15 protein-coding genes and 2 pseudogenes are annotated in these 15,522 nt (G+C 61.9%); 6 read left to right on the top strand and 11 right to left on the bottom strand.

The window, feature by feature from the left end; all coding sequences use genetic code 11:
- The first annotated feature begins 327 nt into the window (after window positions 1–327).
- Both M1B35_RS25950 and M1B35_RS32415 read left to right on the top strand, forming a co-directional pair.
- A pseudogene (locus tag M1B35_RS25950) lies at window positions 328–1,873 on the top strand (BCCT family transporter).
- Between the two features lie 44 nt (window positions 1,874–1,917).
- Complete coding sequence (locus M1B35_RS32415; RefSeq protein ID WP_425273451.1) at window positions 1,918–2,268, top strand: hypothetical protein; 351 nt, start codon at window positions 1,918–1,920, stop codon at window positions 2,266–2,268.
- A 290-nt stretch (window positions 2,269–2,558) separates the two neighbouring features.
- Here the strand turns inward: M1B35_RS32415 and choV are convergent, their stop codons facing one another.
- From choV to M1B35_RS25935, 3 genes are all read right to left on the bottom strand, one after another.
- Window positions 2,559–3,737 (bottom strand): choline ABC transporter ATP-binding protein, encoded by a 1,179-nt coding sequence (gene choV / locus M1B35_RS25945; RefSeq protein WP_123327559.1) that lies wholly within the window; start codon window positions 3,735–3,737, stop codon window positions 2,559–2,561.
- Window positions 3,734–4,579 carry a choline ABC transporter permease subunit gene (gene choW, locus M1B35_RS25940; protein WP_268263471.1) on the bottom strand — a complete coding sequence of 282 codons (846 nt, stop codon included), beginning with the start codon at window positions 4,577–4,579 and terminating at the stop codon, window positions 3,734–3,736. The genes choV and choW overlap by 4 nt, the downstream gene beginning before the upstream one ends.
- Before the next feature lie 65 nt (window positions 4,580–4,644).
- Window positions 4,645–5,592 carry a choline ABC transporter substrate-binding protein gene (locus tag M1B35_RS25935; RefSeq protein ID WP_268263470.1) on the bottom strand — a complete coding sequence of 316 codons (948 nt, stop codon included), beginning with the start codon at window positions 5,590–5,592 and terminating at the stop codon, window positions 4,645–4,647.
- A gap of 430 nt (window positions 5,593–6,022) precedes the next feature.
- On the opposite strand from M1B35_RS25935, the gene M1B35_RS25930 reads away from it, so the two are divergent.
- Entirely contained in the window at window positions 6,023–7,399 is a 1,377-nt protein-coding gene (locus M1B35_RS25930) for an L-serine ammonia-lyase (protein WP_123327556.1), read from the top strand.
- Window positions 7,400–7,917: 518 nt separating this feature from the next.
- A complete protein-coding gene (gene gbdR / locus M1B35_RS25925) occupies window positions 7,918–9,021 on the top strand; it encodes a choline metabolism transcriptional regulator GbdR (RefSeq protein ID WP_123327555.1) in 1,104 nt (367 codons plus the stop codon).
- Window positions 9,022–9,102: 81 nt separating this feature from the next.
- Here the strand turns inward: gbdR and M1B35_RS25920 are convergent, their stop codons facing one another.
- The 5 genes from M1B35_RS25920 to choX all read right to left on the bottom strand — a co-directional run bounded on the left by M1B35_RS25920 (window position 9,103) and on the right by choX (window position 13,212).
- Window positions 9,103–9,366, bottom strand: a complete 264-nt coding sequence (locus tag M1B35_RS25920) for a hypothetical protein (RefSeq protein ID WP_123327554.1) — start codon at window positions 9,364–9,366, stop codon at window positions 9,103–9,105.
- A 267-nt stretch (window positions 9,367–9,633) separates the two neighbouring features.
- Window positions 9,634–10,110 carry a thioesterase family protein gene (locus M1B35_RS25915; protein WP_268263469.1) on the bottom strand — a complete coding sequence of 159 codons (477 nt, stop codon included), beginning with the start codon at window positions 10,108–10,110 and terminating at the stop codon, window positions 9,634–9,636.
- A 104-nt stretch (window positions 10,111–10,214) separates the two neighbouring features.
- Entirely contained in the window at window positions 10,215–11,180 is a 966-nt protein-coding gene (locus M1B35_RS25910) for an L-carnitine dehydrogenase (RefSeq protein WP_123327552.1), read from the bottom strand.
- A 113-nt stretch (window positions 11,181–11,293) separates the two neighbouring features.
- Window positions 11,294–12,181, bottom strand: a complete 888-nt coding sequence (cdhC, locus tag M1B35_RS25905) for a 3-dehydrocarnitine:acetyl-CoA trimethylamine transferase CdhC (RefSeq protein ID WP_123327551.1) — start codon at window positions 12,179–12,181, stop codon at window positions 11,294–11,296.
- Window positions 12,182–12,267: 86 nt separating this feature from the next.
- Window positions 12,268–13,212, bottom strand: a complete 945-nt coding sequence (gene choX, locus M1B35_RS25900) for a choline ABC transporter substrate-binding protein (RefSeq protein WP_123327550.1) — start codon at window positions 13,210–13,212, stop codon at window positions 12,268–12,270.
- 195 nt (window positions 13,213–13,407) lie between these two features.
- On the opposite strand from choX, the gene M1B35_RS25895 reads away from it, so the two are divergent.
- Together M1B35_RS25895 and M1B35_RS25890 are read left to right on the top strand one after the other, a co-directional pair.
- Entirely contained in the window at window positions 13,408–13,773 is a 366-nt protein-coding gene (locus tag M1B35_RS25895) for a type 1 glutamine amidotransferase family protein (RefSeq protein WP_268263468.1), read from the top strand.
- On the top strand, window positions 13,674–14,381 hold the full coding sequence (locus M1B35_RS25890) for a GlxA family transcriptional regulator (RefSeq protein ID WP_268263483.1): 708 nt from the start codon (window positions 13,674–13,676) through the stop codon (window positions 14,379–14,381). Before M1B35_RS25895 ends, M1B35_RS25890 begins: the two co-directional genes overlap by 100 nt.
- 6 nt (window positions 14,382–14,387) lie before the next feature.
- On the opposite strand, the gene M1B35_RS25885 is transcribed toward M1B35_RS25890, so the two are convergent.
- The 3 genes and pseudogenes from M1B35_RS25885 to M1B35_RS25875 all read right to left on the bottom strand — a co-directional run.
- On the bottom strand, window positions 14,388–14,801 hold the full coding sequence (locus M1B35_RS25885) for a DUF3010 family protein (protein WP_123327548.1): 414 nt from the start codon (window positions 14,799–14,801) through the stop codon (window positions 14,388–14,390).
- Between the two features lie 33 nt (window positions 14,802–14,834).
- Window positions 14,835–14,970 (bottom strand): annotated as a pseudogene (locus tag M1B35_RS25880) (helix-turn-helix domain-containing protein); the annotation flags it as partial.
- Between the two features lie 154 nt (window positions 14,971–15,124).
- Window positions 15,125–15,522, bottom strand: a 398-nt coding sequence (locus M1B35_RS25875) for a lysozyme inhibitor LprI family protein (protein WP_268263467.1), incomplete at its 5' end; no start/stop codon positions are given.

Here is a 15,522-nt window from a genome sequence, read left to right as displayed (position 1 = left end):
GCGGCCTCTGAAAAAACCAGAACCGACAAGTGGCATGGCGTTGACCGGCAAGAGAACGGACGTGTTGATGGGGCAGGACGCTCCGGGGGCCAGGCGTTGAACGGTAGGTTCATGCCCAACCTTCGATGCTGGTGCGCAACGCGGTTTCTGCGGTTTCGGGTTTTTTCGGGGTGTCTTTATATCACCCGACGATCGGCTGCCAACTAACCGATTAGTCGGGGACCGTGTTGCCTTGTGTCCTTCTCTCGCACTGCCTGGAGCATCTGTGCAATGAGTTCTGCCTCTCTTATAAAGACCCCGCCGGAAAAGGTGCGGGTCAACGGTTGGGTGTTCTACACCTCTACCGCGCTGATCCTGCTGTTGACCGCCATTCTGATCTACGCCCCGAAAGATGCCGGCAGACTGCTGGGCATCGCCCAGGCCTGGCTGTCCCGCAGCTTCGGCTGGTACTACATGGTGGTGATCGCCGCTTACCTGGTGTTTGTGGTGGGCCTGGCATTTTCCTCTTACGGCAAGCTCAAGCTGGGGACCAAGCAAGACACCCCGGATTTCAGCTATGGCGCCTGGGCCGGCATGCTGTTCTCCTCGGGGATCGGTATTTCGCTCTTGTACTTCGGGGCCTCCGAGCCCTTGGACCACTACTTCAATCCGCCTGAAGGCGTGGCCGGCAGCAACCTGGCGGCGCGCCAGGCGGTGCAGCTGACGTTCCTTCACTGGGGCCTGCACGGCTGGGCGATATATGCCTTGGTGGGGCTGGCGGTGGCGTACTTTGCCTACCGGCACAACCAGCCACTGGCCTTGCGTTCGGCGTTGTACCCGCTGGTGGGGGAGCGCTGGGTCAAAGGCGCCGCCGGCCACGCGGTGGACGGTTTCGGCATGTTCGTGACCCTGCTGGGCCTGGTGACCAACCTGGGCATCGGCGCGTTGCAGGTGTCGTCCGGCCTGGAAAACTTGTTCGGCATCGCCCATAGCAACACCAACCTGCTGATCGTGATCATCGTCATGAGTACTGTGGCGACCATCGCGGCGGTGTCCGGTGTGGAAAACGGCATCCGCCGCCTGTCCAACCTGAACATCGTGCTGTTCAGCGGCCTGTTGATCTTTGTCTTGCTGTGCGGCCCGACCCTGCACCTGCTCAATGGCTTCGTGCAGAACATCGGCGACTACCTCAACGGTGTGGTGCTCAAGACCTTCGACTTGTATGTGTATGCAGGCGACAGCGAAAAGTCTGATCGCTGGCTGGGCCTGTGGACCCTGTTCTACTGGGCTTGGTGGATTTCCTGGGCTCCTTTCGTCGGCATGTTCATTGCGCGTATTTCCCGTGGTCGCACGGTGCGTGAGCTGGTGGCAGGCGTGTTGCTGATTCCCCTGGGCTTCACCCTGGCGTGGCTGTCGATCTTCGGTAACTCGGCCCTGGACCTGGTGATGAACCACGGGGCGGTGGAGCTGGGCAAGACGGCGCTGGAACAGCCGTCCATGGCGATCTACCAGTTGTTGGAGCATTACCCAGCGTCGAAAGTGGTCATCGGCGTGTCGATTTTTGTCGGCTTCGTGCTGTTCCTGACCCCCGCAGACTCGGGCGCGGTGATGATGGCCAACCTTTCGTGCAAAGGCGGCAACGTCGATGAAGACGCCCCCCATTGGCTGCGGATTTTCTGGTCGGTGATCATCACCCTGGTGACCATCGGCTTGCTGCTTGCCGGTAATTTCGAAGCTATGCAAACCATGGTGGTGCTGGCCGGCTTGCCGTTCTCGGTGGTGCTGGTGTGCTTTATGTTCGGCTTGCACAAGGCCATGCGCCAGGACACTCAGATCGAGCTGGAGCAGGCGGAACTGGCGGCCCGTGGTCGTCGTGGTTTCAGCGAGCGGCTGACCCAGCTGGACCTGCAACCAACCCAGTCGGTGGTGCAGCGTTTTATGGATAAAAAGGTCACCCCGGCCCTCGAAGAGGCGGCGGTGCTGTTGCGGGCCCAAGGCCTGGATGTGCAGACCCTGCTGGGCAAGTCCAAGCGTTGCATGGGCGTGCGAGTCGAGATGGAAGAGGGCAACCCCTTTGTCTACGAAGTGAGCCTGGATGGTTACCTGGCGGCGCCGAGCGAGTCCACCGACGCCGAGGAAGAGCGCACGCGCTACTACCGCGCCGAGGTTTACCTGCACAACGGTAGCCAGGAGTACGACTTGATGGGTTTCACCCCTGAGCAAATCACCCGTGATGTGCTCGATCAGTTTGAAAGCCATCGGCAGCTCCTTAGCCGTGTCTATAGCTGAGTCAAGATAGGCGCTGGCTTGCCAGCGATGACTGCACCGCGGTCTTGCTGAAACATCGCTTCGCCGGCAAGCCGGCTCCTACAAAGGTGGTGGCAACCCCAAGGCTCTTGTAGGAGCTGGCTTGCCAGCGATGGCTGCACCGCGGTCTTGCTGAAACACCGCTTCGCCGGCAAGCCGGCTCCTACAAAGGTCGTGGCAACCCCAAGGCTTTTGTAGGCGCGGGCTTGCCGACGATCACAGCCGCTAAAATAAAACGCCGCGATTGCTCGCGGCGTTTTTGTGTCTGCCCCTCAGCCTAGGTTCTTGCCGAGTAAGGCGTGGTAGAGCTCGCTGTCACCGAGGATCCCCACCACTTGCTGGTTGTCGTGCAGGACCAGTTTGTTGCCGGTCTGGTAGCGGATCTGCAAGGCGTCGCGCATGCCGATGTTGGAGTCCACCAGGGTCGGGCGGCGATCCAGGCCTTCCACCGACTGGCCCGGAGCCCAGTTCTGCAAGTCCATTTGCGCGCCGTTCTTGCGTGCGCCCTTGATGGTATTGCCGTCGGCTAGGTCCAGCCAGGAATCACCACCCGGGTCCAGGCACACCGAACCGTTGACCCGCTTGCAGTTGTCCAGGGTGCGCATCAGGCTGCGCCCGCAGAGCACGTTCAGTGGGTTGGTGTGGGCGACGAAGGTGCGCACATAGTCGTCCGCCGGGTTGAGGACAATCTCTTCCGGCTTGCTGTACTGGATGATCCGCCCATCTTTCATGATGGCGATACGGCTGCCCAGTTTCAGCGCCTCATCCAGGTCGTGGCTGACGAACACGATGGTCTTGCTCAGCTTGCGTTGCAGCTCCAGCAGCTCGTCCTGCAGGCCCTGGCGGATCAGCGGGTCGAGGGCCGAGAAGGGTTCGTCCATCAGCAGGATATCGGCATCCATGGCCAGGGCGCGGGCCAGGCCCACCCGCTGCTGCATGCCGCCGGACAACTCGTCGGGTTTCTTGTTGCGCCACTGGGTCAGGCCCACCAGCTCCAGCTTTTCGTCCACCAGCTTGCGCCGTTCCTTTTCCGGTCGGCCCTGCATTTCCAGGCCGAAACTGATGTTCTCGCGCACCGTCAGCCAGGGCATCAGGGCGAACTTCTGGAACACCATGGCGATGCGCTGGGTGCGCATCATTTTCAGCTCGGCCGGGGTGCAGGAGGCGATGTCGATCTGCCGCCCTTCATGCTCGACGAACAATTGGCCGCGGCTCACGGTGTTGAGGCCGTTGATACAGCGCAAGAGACTCGACTTGCCGGAACCGGAGAGGCCCATCAGCACGCAGATTTCGCCCTTGTCGATGTCCAGGCTGGCCTTTTCCACGCCCACGATCTGCCCGGTTTTCTTCAGGATTTCGTTGCGGGTCATGCCTTGATCCAGGAGCTTGAGCGCCTCCCGTGGATCCTTGGAGAAGATAACGTCTACGTTATCGAAGCGGATTATGCTCATGCGTCACCCCCTACTTTGGCGTCAGGTTGTTTGCAGATGCGATCGAGCATGATTGCCAGCAGTACGATCGCCAGGCCGGCTTCGAAGCCCAGGGCGATGTCGGCGGTGTTCAAGGCGTTGACCACGGGTTTGCCCAGGCCATCGGCGCCGACCAGGGCGGCGATCACCACCATCGACAACGACAGCATGATGCACTGGGTGATGCCGGCAGCGATGCTCGGCATGGCGTGGGGCAACTCAATGCGCGACAACAACTGACGGCGCGAGCAGCCAAAGGCCTTGCCGGCGTCCATCAACTCTTGTGGTACATCGCGGATGCCCAGGTAGGTCAGGCGGATCGGCGCGGCGATGGCGAACACCACGGTGGAAATCAGTCCGGGTACCACGCCCAGGCCGAACAGGGTCAGGGTCGGGATCAGGTAGACGAAGGTGGGCACGGTCTGCATCAGGTCGAGCACCGGGCGCATCATGGTGTAGAACAGCGGCTTGTGCGCGGCGACGATGCCCAGCGGCACGCCGATCAACACGCAGACCAGGGTGGCGAACAGCACCTGGGCCAGGGTTTCCATGGTCTCTTGCCAGTAACCCAGGTTGAGAATCAGCAGGAACGACAGGACGACAAATGCCGTCAGGCCCCATTTGCGTTGAATCAGGTGCGCGAGCAAGGCAATCAGGCCGATCAACGCCAGCGGATTGAACCAGGTCAGCGCAAAGGTCACACCGTGGATCATCGTTTCCAGGGTCGTGGCAATCGCATCGAATGTATTGGCGCCGTGTTGCGTCAGCCATTCTACGAAGGCAGCGATGTACTGGCCTAGGGGGATTTTCTGATCAATAAGCATGGTATCGAACGTCCGCATGCAAGGAAAAAACAGCCCGGGCGGGTAAACCCGCCCGGCGTAAGCGATTACAACCCGAGTTTGGTTTTCACGGCTTCCAGGCCAGGTTTACCGTCAATGGTGGTGACGCCGGCAAGCCAGGTGTCGAGGACTTGCGGGTTATTTTTCAGCCAGGCCTTGGCGGCCGCATCAGGCTTCATCTTGTCGTCCAGCACATTGCCCATCAGGGTGCTTTCCATGTTCAGGGTGAACGACAGGTTCTTCAGCAACTGGCCCACGTTGCTGCACTCCTGGGCGTAGCCTTTGCGGGTGTTGGTGTAGATGGTCGCCTGGCCGAAGTTGGGGCCGAAGTAGTCGTCACCCCCGGTCAGGTACTTCATCTTGAAGCGGGTGTTCATCGGGTGCGGTTCCCAGCCCAGGAACACCACTGCGGTGGCGCGCCGCTGGGCGCGATCGACCTGGGACAGCATGCCCGCTTCGCTGGACTCGACCACTTTGAAGCCGGCGTCTTTGAGGCCGAAGGCGTTCTTGTCGATCATGCTCTGGATCAGGCGGTTACCGTCATTGCCCGGCTCGATGCCGTAGATCTTGCCGTCCAGTTCCTTCTTGAATTTGACGATGTCGGCGAAGTCCTTGAGGCCTTTGTTGTACAGGTCCTCGGGGACCGCCAGGGTGTACTTGGCGTTTTCCAGGTTGGCGCGCAGGGTCTCGACGGTGCCGGCTTCGCGGTAGGCCTTGATGTCGTTTTCCATGGTCGGCATCCAGTTGCCGAGGAACACGTCCATGTTCTTGCCATCGGCCAGGGACTTGTAGGTCACCGGCACGGAAATCATCGTGGTCTTGGTTTTGTAGCCCAGGGCGTCCAGCACCACGCTGGTGGTGGCGGTGGTGACGGTGATGTCGGTCCAGCCGACATCGGAGAAGTTTACGGTGCTGCATTGGGCCGGCTCTGCGGCGTTCGCCAGAAGCGGCAGACTCAGCATGGCGGCCAACAACAACGACGGGGAACCTTTCATAGGGGGAGACTCCTTGGTGTTCTTTTTTGGCGGCGTTGGGACCGCACTTATCAGTGTGGCGGTTGGGGCGTCTGCGACAGCTCTGCCACAGTGCCTTGCAATCGAGTCGAGACGATCATGTACCAGTGAAAATCTGACGCCTACAGGGCGCGTCGTATCCAGTACAGGGAGGGTCGCATCCAGTGTCGATGAGGTCGCTTACAGTGTTTTTTTCGTGGTTTTACGGGCATCTGAGCCGCAAAAACCGCGCAAAAACCACCCTTGTCGCCGAGCGACGTTAGTGGGCATGAGTGGGTCGGTGTGAGACGTCGAACCTCAGCGTAAAAGCCGGATGATGAAGTTCTCTCGACGGATTGCAGCTTGAGCGTAGCAGCTCCGTCACCGGGCGTTTTCGGCGCCTGGACTGTGCTCATCGAGGAGTTTCGCAGGCATGGCAATCAGCGTTTTCGACCTGTTCAAAATTGGCATCGGCCCCTCCAGTTCCCACACCGTTGGCCCGATGCGGGCCGCCGCGTTGTTCGTTCAGGGGTTGCGGGAACAGGGCCTGCTGGAACGTGTACGGCGGGTCGAAGTGCAACTGTTCGGCTCGCTGTCGGCCACCGGCATCGGCCACGGCAGCGACAACGCGGTCATCATGGGGCTGATGGGCGAGTGGCCAGATGCAATCGACCCGTCGCAGATCGGCCCGCGCATCCAGCAACTGCGGGAAACCAACACCCTGATGCTCGATGGTCGCTTGCCGCTGTCCTTTATCTGGTCCCGGGACATGCGCCTGATCGACGAGAATCTGCCGTTCCACCCCAACGCCATGACCCTGGTGGCCGAAGGTGAGGGCGGTGAGTTGTATCGCGATACCTACTATTCGGTGGGCGGCGGTTTTGTCGTCGACCAGGCCCAGGCCAGCAGCGGCGTGGTGGACTTGGATCGCACCGAGTTGCCTTACGATTTTTCCAGTGCAGTGGAGCTGCTCAGTCTGTGCCGCACGCACAACCTGCGGGTGGCCGAATTGATGCTGGCCAACGAGAAGGTCTGGCGTTCGGAAGAGGAGATTCGCAGCGGCCTGATGACCTTGTGGCGGGCCATGCAGGATTGCGTCGAGCAAGGCCTGAAGCACGAAGGCATTCTGCCGGGCGGGCTGAATGTGCGCCGCCGTGCCGCCAAGTTGCACCGCAGCCTGCAGGAGCTGAACAAGCCCAATGTCATCGGTTCGACCTTGAGTGCCATGGAGTGGGTCAACCTGTTTGCCCTGGCGGTCAATGAAGAGAACGCCGCGGGCGGGCGCATGGTGACCGCTCCCACCAATGGCGCGGCGGGAATCATTCCGGCGGTGCTGCACTACTTTATGAAGTTCAGCGAATACGTGACCGAGGCCAATGTCGTGGATTATTTCCTCGGTGCCGCGGCCGTGGGGATCCTGTGCAAGAAGAACGCGTCGATCTCCGGTGCCGAGGTGGGTTGCCAGGGTGAAGTCGGCTCGGCCTGCGCCATGGCGGCGGCCGGCTTGGCGGAGATCCTCGGGGCGAGCCCGGAACAACTGTGCAACGCCGCGGAAATCGGCCTGGAACATAACCTGGGCCTGACCTGTGATCCGGTGGGTGGCCTGGTGCAAGTGCCGTGCATCGAGCGCAACGCGATCGCTGCGGTGAAAGCCATCAACGCGGCGCAGATGGCCTTGCGTGGCGATGGCCAGCATTTCATCTCCCTGGACCGGGTGATTCGTACCATGCGCGACACCGGCGCCGACATGCACGACAAATACAAGGAAACCTCCCGCGGCGGCCTGGCCGTCAGCGCCGTGGAATGCTGACTCCGTGGGAGCCGGCTTACCGGCGATAGGCCCTCAAGCCATGCATTGCCCTTAAGGACGCTATCGCTGGCAAGCCAGCGCCTACAGTGGACGGTTGCTCGTGGGGTGCTGCGCGTAAATTGCCCACGGGTGTTGCGATGCGCCACCTTTTGGCGCGTCGCGTTTGGATAAGTCCCGGGTGGCGCGCTCTGCCATTCTATGGACGCGACCACCCGTCGCCTGTGCTTGTGGTGACACTCCTCGCGGACGCCACGACACGCCGTTCCCACAAGTGCTACCTATTTGCTCACAGCGCGCCGGGCAGGGCGCTGATTGGCCTCGACGACGCTTATAACCCCCACTCCGCACGCGGCTTATATAGACGCTCCCCGATGTCGTTTTCAGGAGTTATTGAATACCCATTCAACTTTAGGCATGGCAATTGCTCTGTCATGACAAAGCCCGGCTCCCAAGAGCAATGGCAATAACAAGAGCCTCCGCCTGAGGCCACCACCCGCTTTGTGTGAGGAGATATCGCGATGACGTCGTTCAACTCCGGGGCCCAACCCCAGAACCGTACGCCTCAATCCATCGGCTTTTTGCTGCTGGACAATTTCACGCTGATTTCCCTGGCTTCCGCAGTCGAACCCCTGCGCATGGCCAACCAACTGTCCGGCCGCGAGCTGTATCGCTGGACCACCCTCAGCGTCGATGGCGGTCAGGTCTGGGCCAGCGACGGATTGCAAATCACCCCCGACGCCGCGATGCACAAAGCCCCGAGCCTGGACACCGTGATCGTCTGTGGCGGCATCGGCATCCAGCGCACCGTGACCCGTGAACACGTGTCGTGGCTGCAAAGCCAGGCCCGCCAGTCGCGCCGCCTGGGTGCAGTCTGTACCGGCAGTTGGGCCCTGGCCTGCGCCGGCCTGTTGGACGGCTTCGATTGCAGCGTGCACTGGGAATGCCTGGCCTCGATGCAGGAGGCCTTCCCCCGTGTGGCCATGAGCACCCGCCTGTTCACCCTCGACCGCAACCGCTTCACCAGTTCCGGTGGCACCGCGCCGCTGGACATGATGCTGCATTTGATCAGCCGCGATCACGGCCGTGAACTGTCGGCGGCGATCTCGGAGATGTTTGTCTACGAACGCATCCGCAACGAGCAGGACCACCAGCGCGTGCCGCTCAAACACATGCTCGGTACCAACCAGCCGAAGTTGCAGGAAATCGTTGCGCTGATGGAAGCCAACCTGGAGGAGCCGATCGACCTCGACGAGCTGGCGGTTTATGTGGCGGTGTCGCGACGCCAACTGGAGCGGCTGTTCCAGAAGTACCTGCACTGTTCGCCTTCACGCTATTACCTGAAGCTGCGGCTGATCCGCGCCCGTCAACTGCTCAAGCAGACGCCGATGTCGATCATCGAAGTGGCCTCGGTCTGTGGTTTTGTTTCTACGCCGCACTTCTCCAAGTGCTACCGCGAGTACTTCGGCATTCCGCCGCGTGACGAACGCGTCGGTTCCAACACCACTCAACAAGTAGCGATGATGCCGCTGCCGCAAGCTCTGGTGCTGGCGCCGCTGTCCGGCCCGCTGTCGGCCTTGAGCCAGGCACGCAACGAGTCGACCTTCGCCAGCGTACGGCTCTGACCCCGCGCGTTGGCTGAATGAAAAAGGGCTCGGTTTCCGTGAAACCGAGCCCTTTTTTATGGCCTTGATGGCGTGGCCGTATCAGGCGCGTTTGTGTTGCTGATACTCGGCCAGCGCCGGTAGCAACTGGCGATCGATGGCTTGGCGCACTGCCGGCAGAATGGTCGCGTTACCGGTCAGCATCTGTTCCACCATGCCCTTGAGGGCCTTGGCCCGGGCATCGCTCAAACCCCGTACCGCACACTCGCAGGCTTCGTCGGCGCTGGCACCGGCCGGCATCTCGAAACCCAGGGCCCGGAGTTGGCCCAGCAGGTCGTCCTGGTCAATCAAATCCGCGTGCATCATGACTCTTATCCTTTTTCAGGGAGCGTGGTCGTGAGCCGATTCTGGTAGCCGTTCCCGGTGGCGGCAAGGGCAAATCGTCGCGATGGCCCGTTTACCTATGAACAGGTCGTTTTCGGCTAACTTGTGGCGTCGCAGACTGTGCACACTGGGCTCAGCTGATACCGGGACGGTTTGGTCACCCTCACGCACAGCTCCTCAACAGCACTCCCTGCCTCGATCTTGTCACGGCTTGATCGGGGCTTTTTTTTGCCGGCAGTTTGCGCCTATTCAGCGTTCCGGCGGCAAGGCCATGACTCGGCCGATATAGGCCGGTCGCGGTAGCTTGGCGTGTTCGGCGCTGATGGCCTGCAGGCGATTGAGCAGCGCCTCGCCGAAGGGCGTCGAGCGCGGGCCGGCGAGGTCGACATGGAGCAGCATCTGCTCGTTGCCGGCCAGTTCCCGGGGATCACCGACCTTATGCAGGCTGTGGTACAGGTGCAGGCGTTTGCGGTCGTGGCCGATGATCTGGGTGTGCACTTCGACGTGGGTGTCGAGCTTCACTTCGTGCAGGTAATTGAGGTGCAGCTCCAGGGTGAACAGTGAGTGACCGCTGGCTTCGCGGTGTTCGCTGTCCAGGCCCAGTTGGTCCATCAGGGCGTCGGTGGCGTAGCTGAAAATCAGCAGGTAAAAGGCATCACGCAGGTGGCCGTTGTAGTCGACCCAATCGCTGATGACGTGGGTGCGGTAAGGGGTAAGCGCAGGCATAAAGATCTCCTGGTCTGTAGGCGCCGGCTTGCCGGCGATGGCGTCTACCTGAGCGCTGCAAGGCTTCAGGGCGTCGTCGCTGGCAAGCCAGCTCCTACACGGGGTTAGTCGTGGAAGTTCATGCCGTGCTTAGCTTTGGTGGCTTTCACCGCGTCCAGCACCGCCAGCAGGCAATCATCACGATAGCGCTCCAGGGCCGAGATGCTGTGGTGGCCCAGTTGCTCGGCGGTGCCTTCGACCACGTCATCGATCAGTTTGTCGGTCAGCTGCGGCGCAGGCAGGTAGGTCCAGGGCAGTTGCAGCGCCGGGCCGAACTGGGCCATGAAGTGACGCATGCCGGCGTCGCCCCCGGCCAGGGTATAGGTGAGGAAGGTGCCCATGAACGACCAGCGCAGGCCTGCGCCAAAACGGATCGCGTCGTCGATTTCGCCGGTGGTGGCCACGCCGTCATTGACCAAGTGCAGGGCCTCGCGCCACAGCGCTTCCAAGAGACGGTCGGCGATAAACCCGGGAACCTCCTTGCGCACGTGCAATGGGCGCATACCCAAGGATTCATAAACCTTGATCGCCGCTTGCACAGCTTCCGGCGCAGTGCGTTTGCCACCGACCACCTCCACCAGCGGCAGCAGGTAAACCGGGTTGAACGGGTGACCCACCACACAGCGTTCCGGGTGAGTCGAGCCTTCGTAGAATTCGCTGGGTAGCAGGCCCGAGGTGCTCGAGCCGATCAGGGCGTTGGGCTTGGCCGCTGCGCTGATCTGGCTGTGCAGTTGCAGTTTCAACTCCAGGCGTTCCGGGGCGCTTTCCTGGATGAAGTCGGCGTCTTTCACGCATTCCTCGATGGTGGCGACAAAGCGCAGCCGGTCTTGCGCGGCACCCGGCGCCAGGCCTTGTTGTTCCAGGGCACCCCAGGCATTGGCGACCCGCTTGCGCAGGGCGGCTTCAGCCCCCGGCGCCGGGTCCCAGGCCACCACGTCCAGGCCGTGGGCCAGGGCACGGGCCACCCAACCGCTGCCGATCACGCCGCTGCCTAGGGCGGCGAAGGTTTTGATGTCAGTGATAAAGCTCATCGCGTACTCCAGATAAACAATCCGTAGGGGCTGGCTTGCCAGAGAAGCTGTTGGCGACCTTGCGGGCCCCTTCGACGGCAAGCGGGCTCCTACAGAGGGACGGTGGATTCGGGTCAGCCGCGTTGGGTCAGGCCCATTTTTTTGCGGCCTTCGGCGGGTGTCAGGACCCGGGCGCCGAGACGGCTGAGGATTTCCGTGGCCCGTTCCACCAATTGGCCGTTGGTGGCGAGCACGCCTTTGTCCAGCCACAGGTTGTCTTCCAGGCCGACCCGGACGTTGCCTCCCAGCAGCACCGCCTGGGCGGCCATGGGCATTTGCATGCGGCCGATGCCGAACCCGGCCCAGACCGCGTCCGCCGGCAGGTTGTCGACCATGGCTTTCATGGTGGTGGTGTCCGCCGGCGCGCCCCATGGAATGCCCAGGCACAGTTGGAACAGCGGGTTATCCAGCAGGCCTTCCTTGATCATCTGCTTGGCGAACCACAGGTGCCCGGTGTCGAAAATCTCCAGCTCAGCCTTCACCCCCAGCGCCTGGATGCGCTTGGCGCCCGCCCGCAGTTGCGCCGGGGTGGAGACGTAAATGGTGTCGCCGTCGCCGAAGTTGAGGGTGCCGCAGTCCAGGGTGCAGATTTCCGGCAGCAGCGCCTCGACGTGGGCCAGGCGGGTCAGCGGGCCCACCAGGTCGGTGTTGGGGCCGAACTCCATGGGGTGTTCCCCGGCGCCGATCTCCAGGTCGCCGCCCATGCCGGCGGTGAGGTTGACGATGATGTCGATGTCGGCTTCGCGAATGCGCTCCATCACTTCGCGGTACAGCGCCACGTCGCGGCTGAATTGGCCGGTCTGCGGGTCTCGGACGTGGCAATGCACCACCGTGGCACCGGCCTTGGCCGCTTCCACAGCGGCCGCGGCGATTTGCTTGGGGGTGACCGGCACATGGGGGCTCTTGGCGGTCGTGTCGCCAGCACCGGTGAGTGCGCAGGTGATGATGACGTCGTGGTTCATGGTGCAGGTTCCTTACAGGCGTGATTTTTGGGCATGGCTGCGCCGTTCGCAGCCTGGGACGGCTGCGAGGCGCGGTTGCATTGGGCTTACTTGGCGGTCAGTTGCAGGTGTTCGGCGGCCGGCTTGCCATCGAAGGTGGTCACGCCTTCCAGCCAGCGCTGCTGGTCTTGCGGATGGTCCTTGAGCCATTGCCGAGCCGATTCCAGGGCGTCCTTGTGGTCGAGCAGCGGTTGCATCATCCGGCTCTCGTCCTCGGCGCTGAAGGTCAGGTTGCTCAACAGCCGACTGACGTTCGGGCACTGTTGGGCGTAGTTTGGCGCGGTCACGGTCCAGACCGTGGCCATGCCTTCGTTGGGCCCCAGGGCACCCTCGCTGCCGGTGAGGTAGGTCATTTTCTGATTGATGTTCATCGGGTGCGGTGCCCAGCCGAAGAACACGATGGCTTCGTCGCGTTTCACCGCGCGGCTCACCGCCGACAGCATGCCGGCCTCGCTGGATTCCACCAGTTGGAACTTGCCCAGGCCGAACTGGTTCTTGGCGATCATGTCCTTGATCTGGGTGTTGGCCCCCGAGCCGGGTTCGATGCCATAGATTTTGCCGCCCAGCTCTTTTTCAAAGCGGGCGATGTCGGCAAATGTCTTCAGCCCCTTGTCGGCCAGGTAGGTGGGCACTGCCAGTGTGGCGCGCGCGTCCTTGAGGCTCGGTTCGGCCAGGACCTTGACTTGATTGGCCTCGACGAACGGCGTGATGGTCTGGGTCATCAGCGGGTTCCAGTAGCCGAGGAACATGTCCAGGCGCTGGTCGCGGATGCCGGCGAAGATGATTTGCTGGGAGGCGCTGGTTTGTTTGGTCTTGTAGCCGAGGCCGTCGAGCAACACTTGGGTCATGGCGCTGGTGGCGATCACGTCGGTCCAGTTGACCACGCCCAGGCGCACGTTCTGGCAACTGGCGGCATCGGCCGCGATGGCGCCGGAACTCAAGAAAACACTACCGCTGAGAGCAAGAGCACAGCTGCTGATCAATCGTTTCATGGTGGGTTCCTCGGCAGGTCGTTATTGTCGGTCCCGGCGTCTTTGTGCGCTGGTGCCGCCACGTTACGCAGCTGGCGTCGGCTGAAAGCGCACAGTGGCGACCCACTCTTGCACAGCAGCGACCTCCGCCCTTGTCGGGGGCTGGCGATTGGCGTATCACGGGCTCCACGCTACCCGCCCCTCGGAGTGCGTTTCATGTCCCAGGACTTCTACTTTTTGCTGATGCCGGGCTTTTCCGCCATCGGCTTTATTTCGGCCATCGAACCCCTGCGGGTGGCCAACCGCTTTCGCGGGGAGTTGTATCGCTGGCATGTGCTGAGCTGCGACGGCGGGGCGGTATTGGCCAGCAATGGCATGTCGGTGAACGCCGATGCGGCGTTGGAGCCGCTGAAAAAAGGCGCAACCTTGTGGGTGGTGGCCGGGTTCGAACCGCTCAAGTGCGTCACTGCGCCTTTAGTGCACTGGTTGCGCGCCTGGATCTGGAAGGTGTCACCCTGGGCGGTATCGACACCGGCAGCGTGGTCCTGGCCGATGCCGGCCTGTTGGAGGGCCATCGCCTGACCCTGCACTGGGAAGCGATCGAGGCGTTCAAGGAGTCCTACCCGCAGTTGCACGTCACCCAGGAACTGTTCGAGATCGACCGACGGCGCATTACCTCGGCCGGAGGCACCGCATCCATCGACATGATGCTCGACCTGATCGGCCAGGCTCATGGCGCGCCCTTGGCGATCCAGGTCAGCGAGCAATTTGTGCTGGGGCGTATTCGCCCGCGCAAGGACCACCAGCGCATGGAGGTCGCCACCCGCTACGGCATCCGTAACCAGAAACTGGTGCAGGTGATTGGCGAAATGGAGCAACACAGCGAACCGCCGCTGAGCACCCTGGCCCTGGCCGAGTTGGTCAAGGTCACCCGGCGCCAACTGGAGCGCCTGTTTCGCCTGCACCTCAATGACACGCCGAGCAACTTCTACCTGGGGCTGCGCCTGGAAAAGGCCCGACAACTGCTGCGTCAGACCGACATGAGCGTGCTGGAAGTCAGCATCGCCTGCGGCTTTGAATCGCCGTCCTATTTCACCCGCAGCTACCGCGCCAGGTTTGCCAGCTGCCCACGGGAGGATCGGCGCCGAGAGGCTGCGCACACGGCCCCTCTGCAGGCGCCCATAGAGTAGGCGCCGTTATTTTTTCAGCAGGGCCGAACAGGCGGTTTTGTAGGCTTCGTGCTGGTACTTGTTCAAGGTGCTTGGCAGCTCGAAGTTGTGCTTTTTATTCTGCGCATTGATGGTTTGTGGCGAGAGCAGGGTGACCTCGCAGTCCAGCAGTTGGAACACCCCCTCGATTTTAAAGGTGGTCGGGCCGCCGGCGAATTCACCTTTCTTGCTGCGTTTCTTGATGGCGAGGCGGCTGATACCGTTCTCACTGACAAAGGCCGCGACCTGGGCTGCGAACGCCTTGACGTTGGCCGCTTCGTCATCGTCTTCAAGGGCGATTTTCTTGGTGGCGATGGCCACATGCTGCAGCGCGTCGCCCTGCAAGGAGGCAATGGCGAAGATGGCTTCACTGCCTTTGATTTCGATGCCGCAGATGCTCATGAGCGTTCCTTTGATCCAGTAATGGGGTGCAGCTTACAGCTCCAACCGGTCGGCGCGAATGCCAAATGCCTGGGCGATTTTCTCGCGGGTGGCGCGGCGCGGCTTGGCCACGCTTTCCTGCTGGGCGTAGGCCGGTTGGGAACCCCCCCAGGCGTGTGGCGACTTCTTCGCTTACTGACGCTGTGTGGACTGGCAACCCTGCAACGTTGTCCACATGTTGCCCATCAGATAGTGGGTCGGTCCTCACCTATCCTGCAGGCGCTGGCGATCTTGAAGGGCCCCTCGCCAGCAAGCCGGCTCCTGCAACGGCGCTGGCGACGGGGTTATTCCTGGGCGATGGACTCGATGAATTCCGAGCGCTCGTCGCTCATGCGCGACAAACAGTCGTTGTTGGCGATGGTGTAGGCCTTGCTGCCGGGCTTGGCCGGGAAGGTTTCGATCGCGCAATCGGCGTCGCGCTGCTTGAGCCACAGTTGCTGGGCATTCTTGACCTTGGCGCTGACGTCGCTGAGTTGCGCCTTGTCGTGGCCGTACAGGGTGCCCAGGCGCTCCAGCAGGCCCTGCACGTTATCGTTGAGCAGTTGTTCGGCGGTGGTGCGGTTGTAGGTGGCACATTCCAGGGTCTGCACGTCGTTCTCGACGCCGTCGCATGGCGAGCTGTCAGCCTCTTCGGCGTTGTGCGCCGGTCGCATCAGTGCCAAAGCCAGGAAAATCGGTTTCA

The organism is Pseudomonas morbosilactucae, assembly GCF_023241665.1.
GTDB lineage: Bacteria > Pseudomonadota > Gammaproteobacteria > Pseudomonadales > Pseudomonadaceae > Aquipseudomonas > Aquipseudomonas morbosilactucae.
Note: the sequence above shows the minus strand (reverse complement) of the source record. Positions and strands in the feature narration are given on the sequence as shown.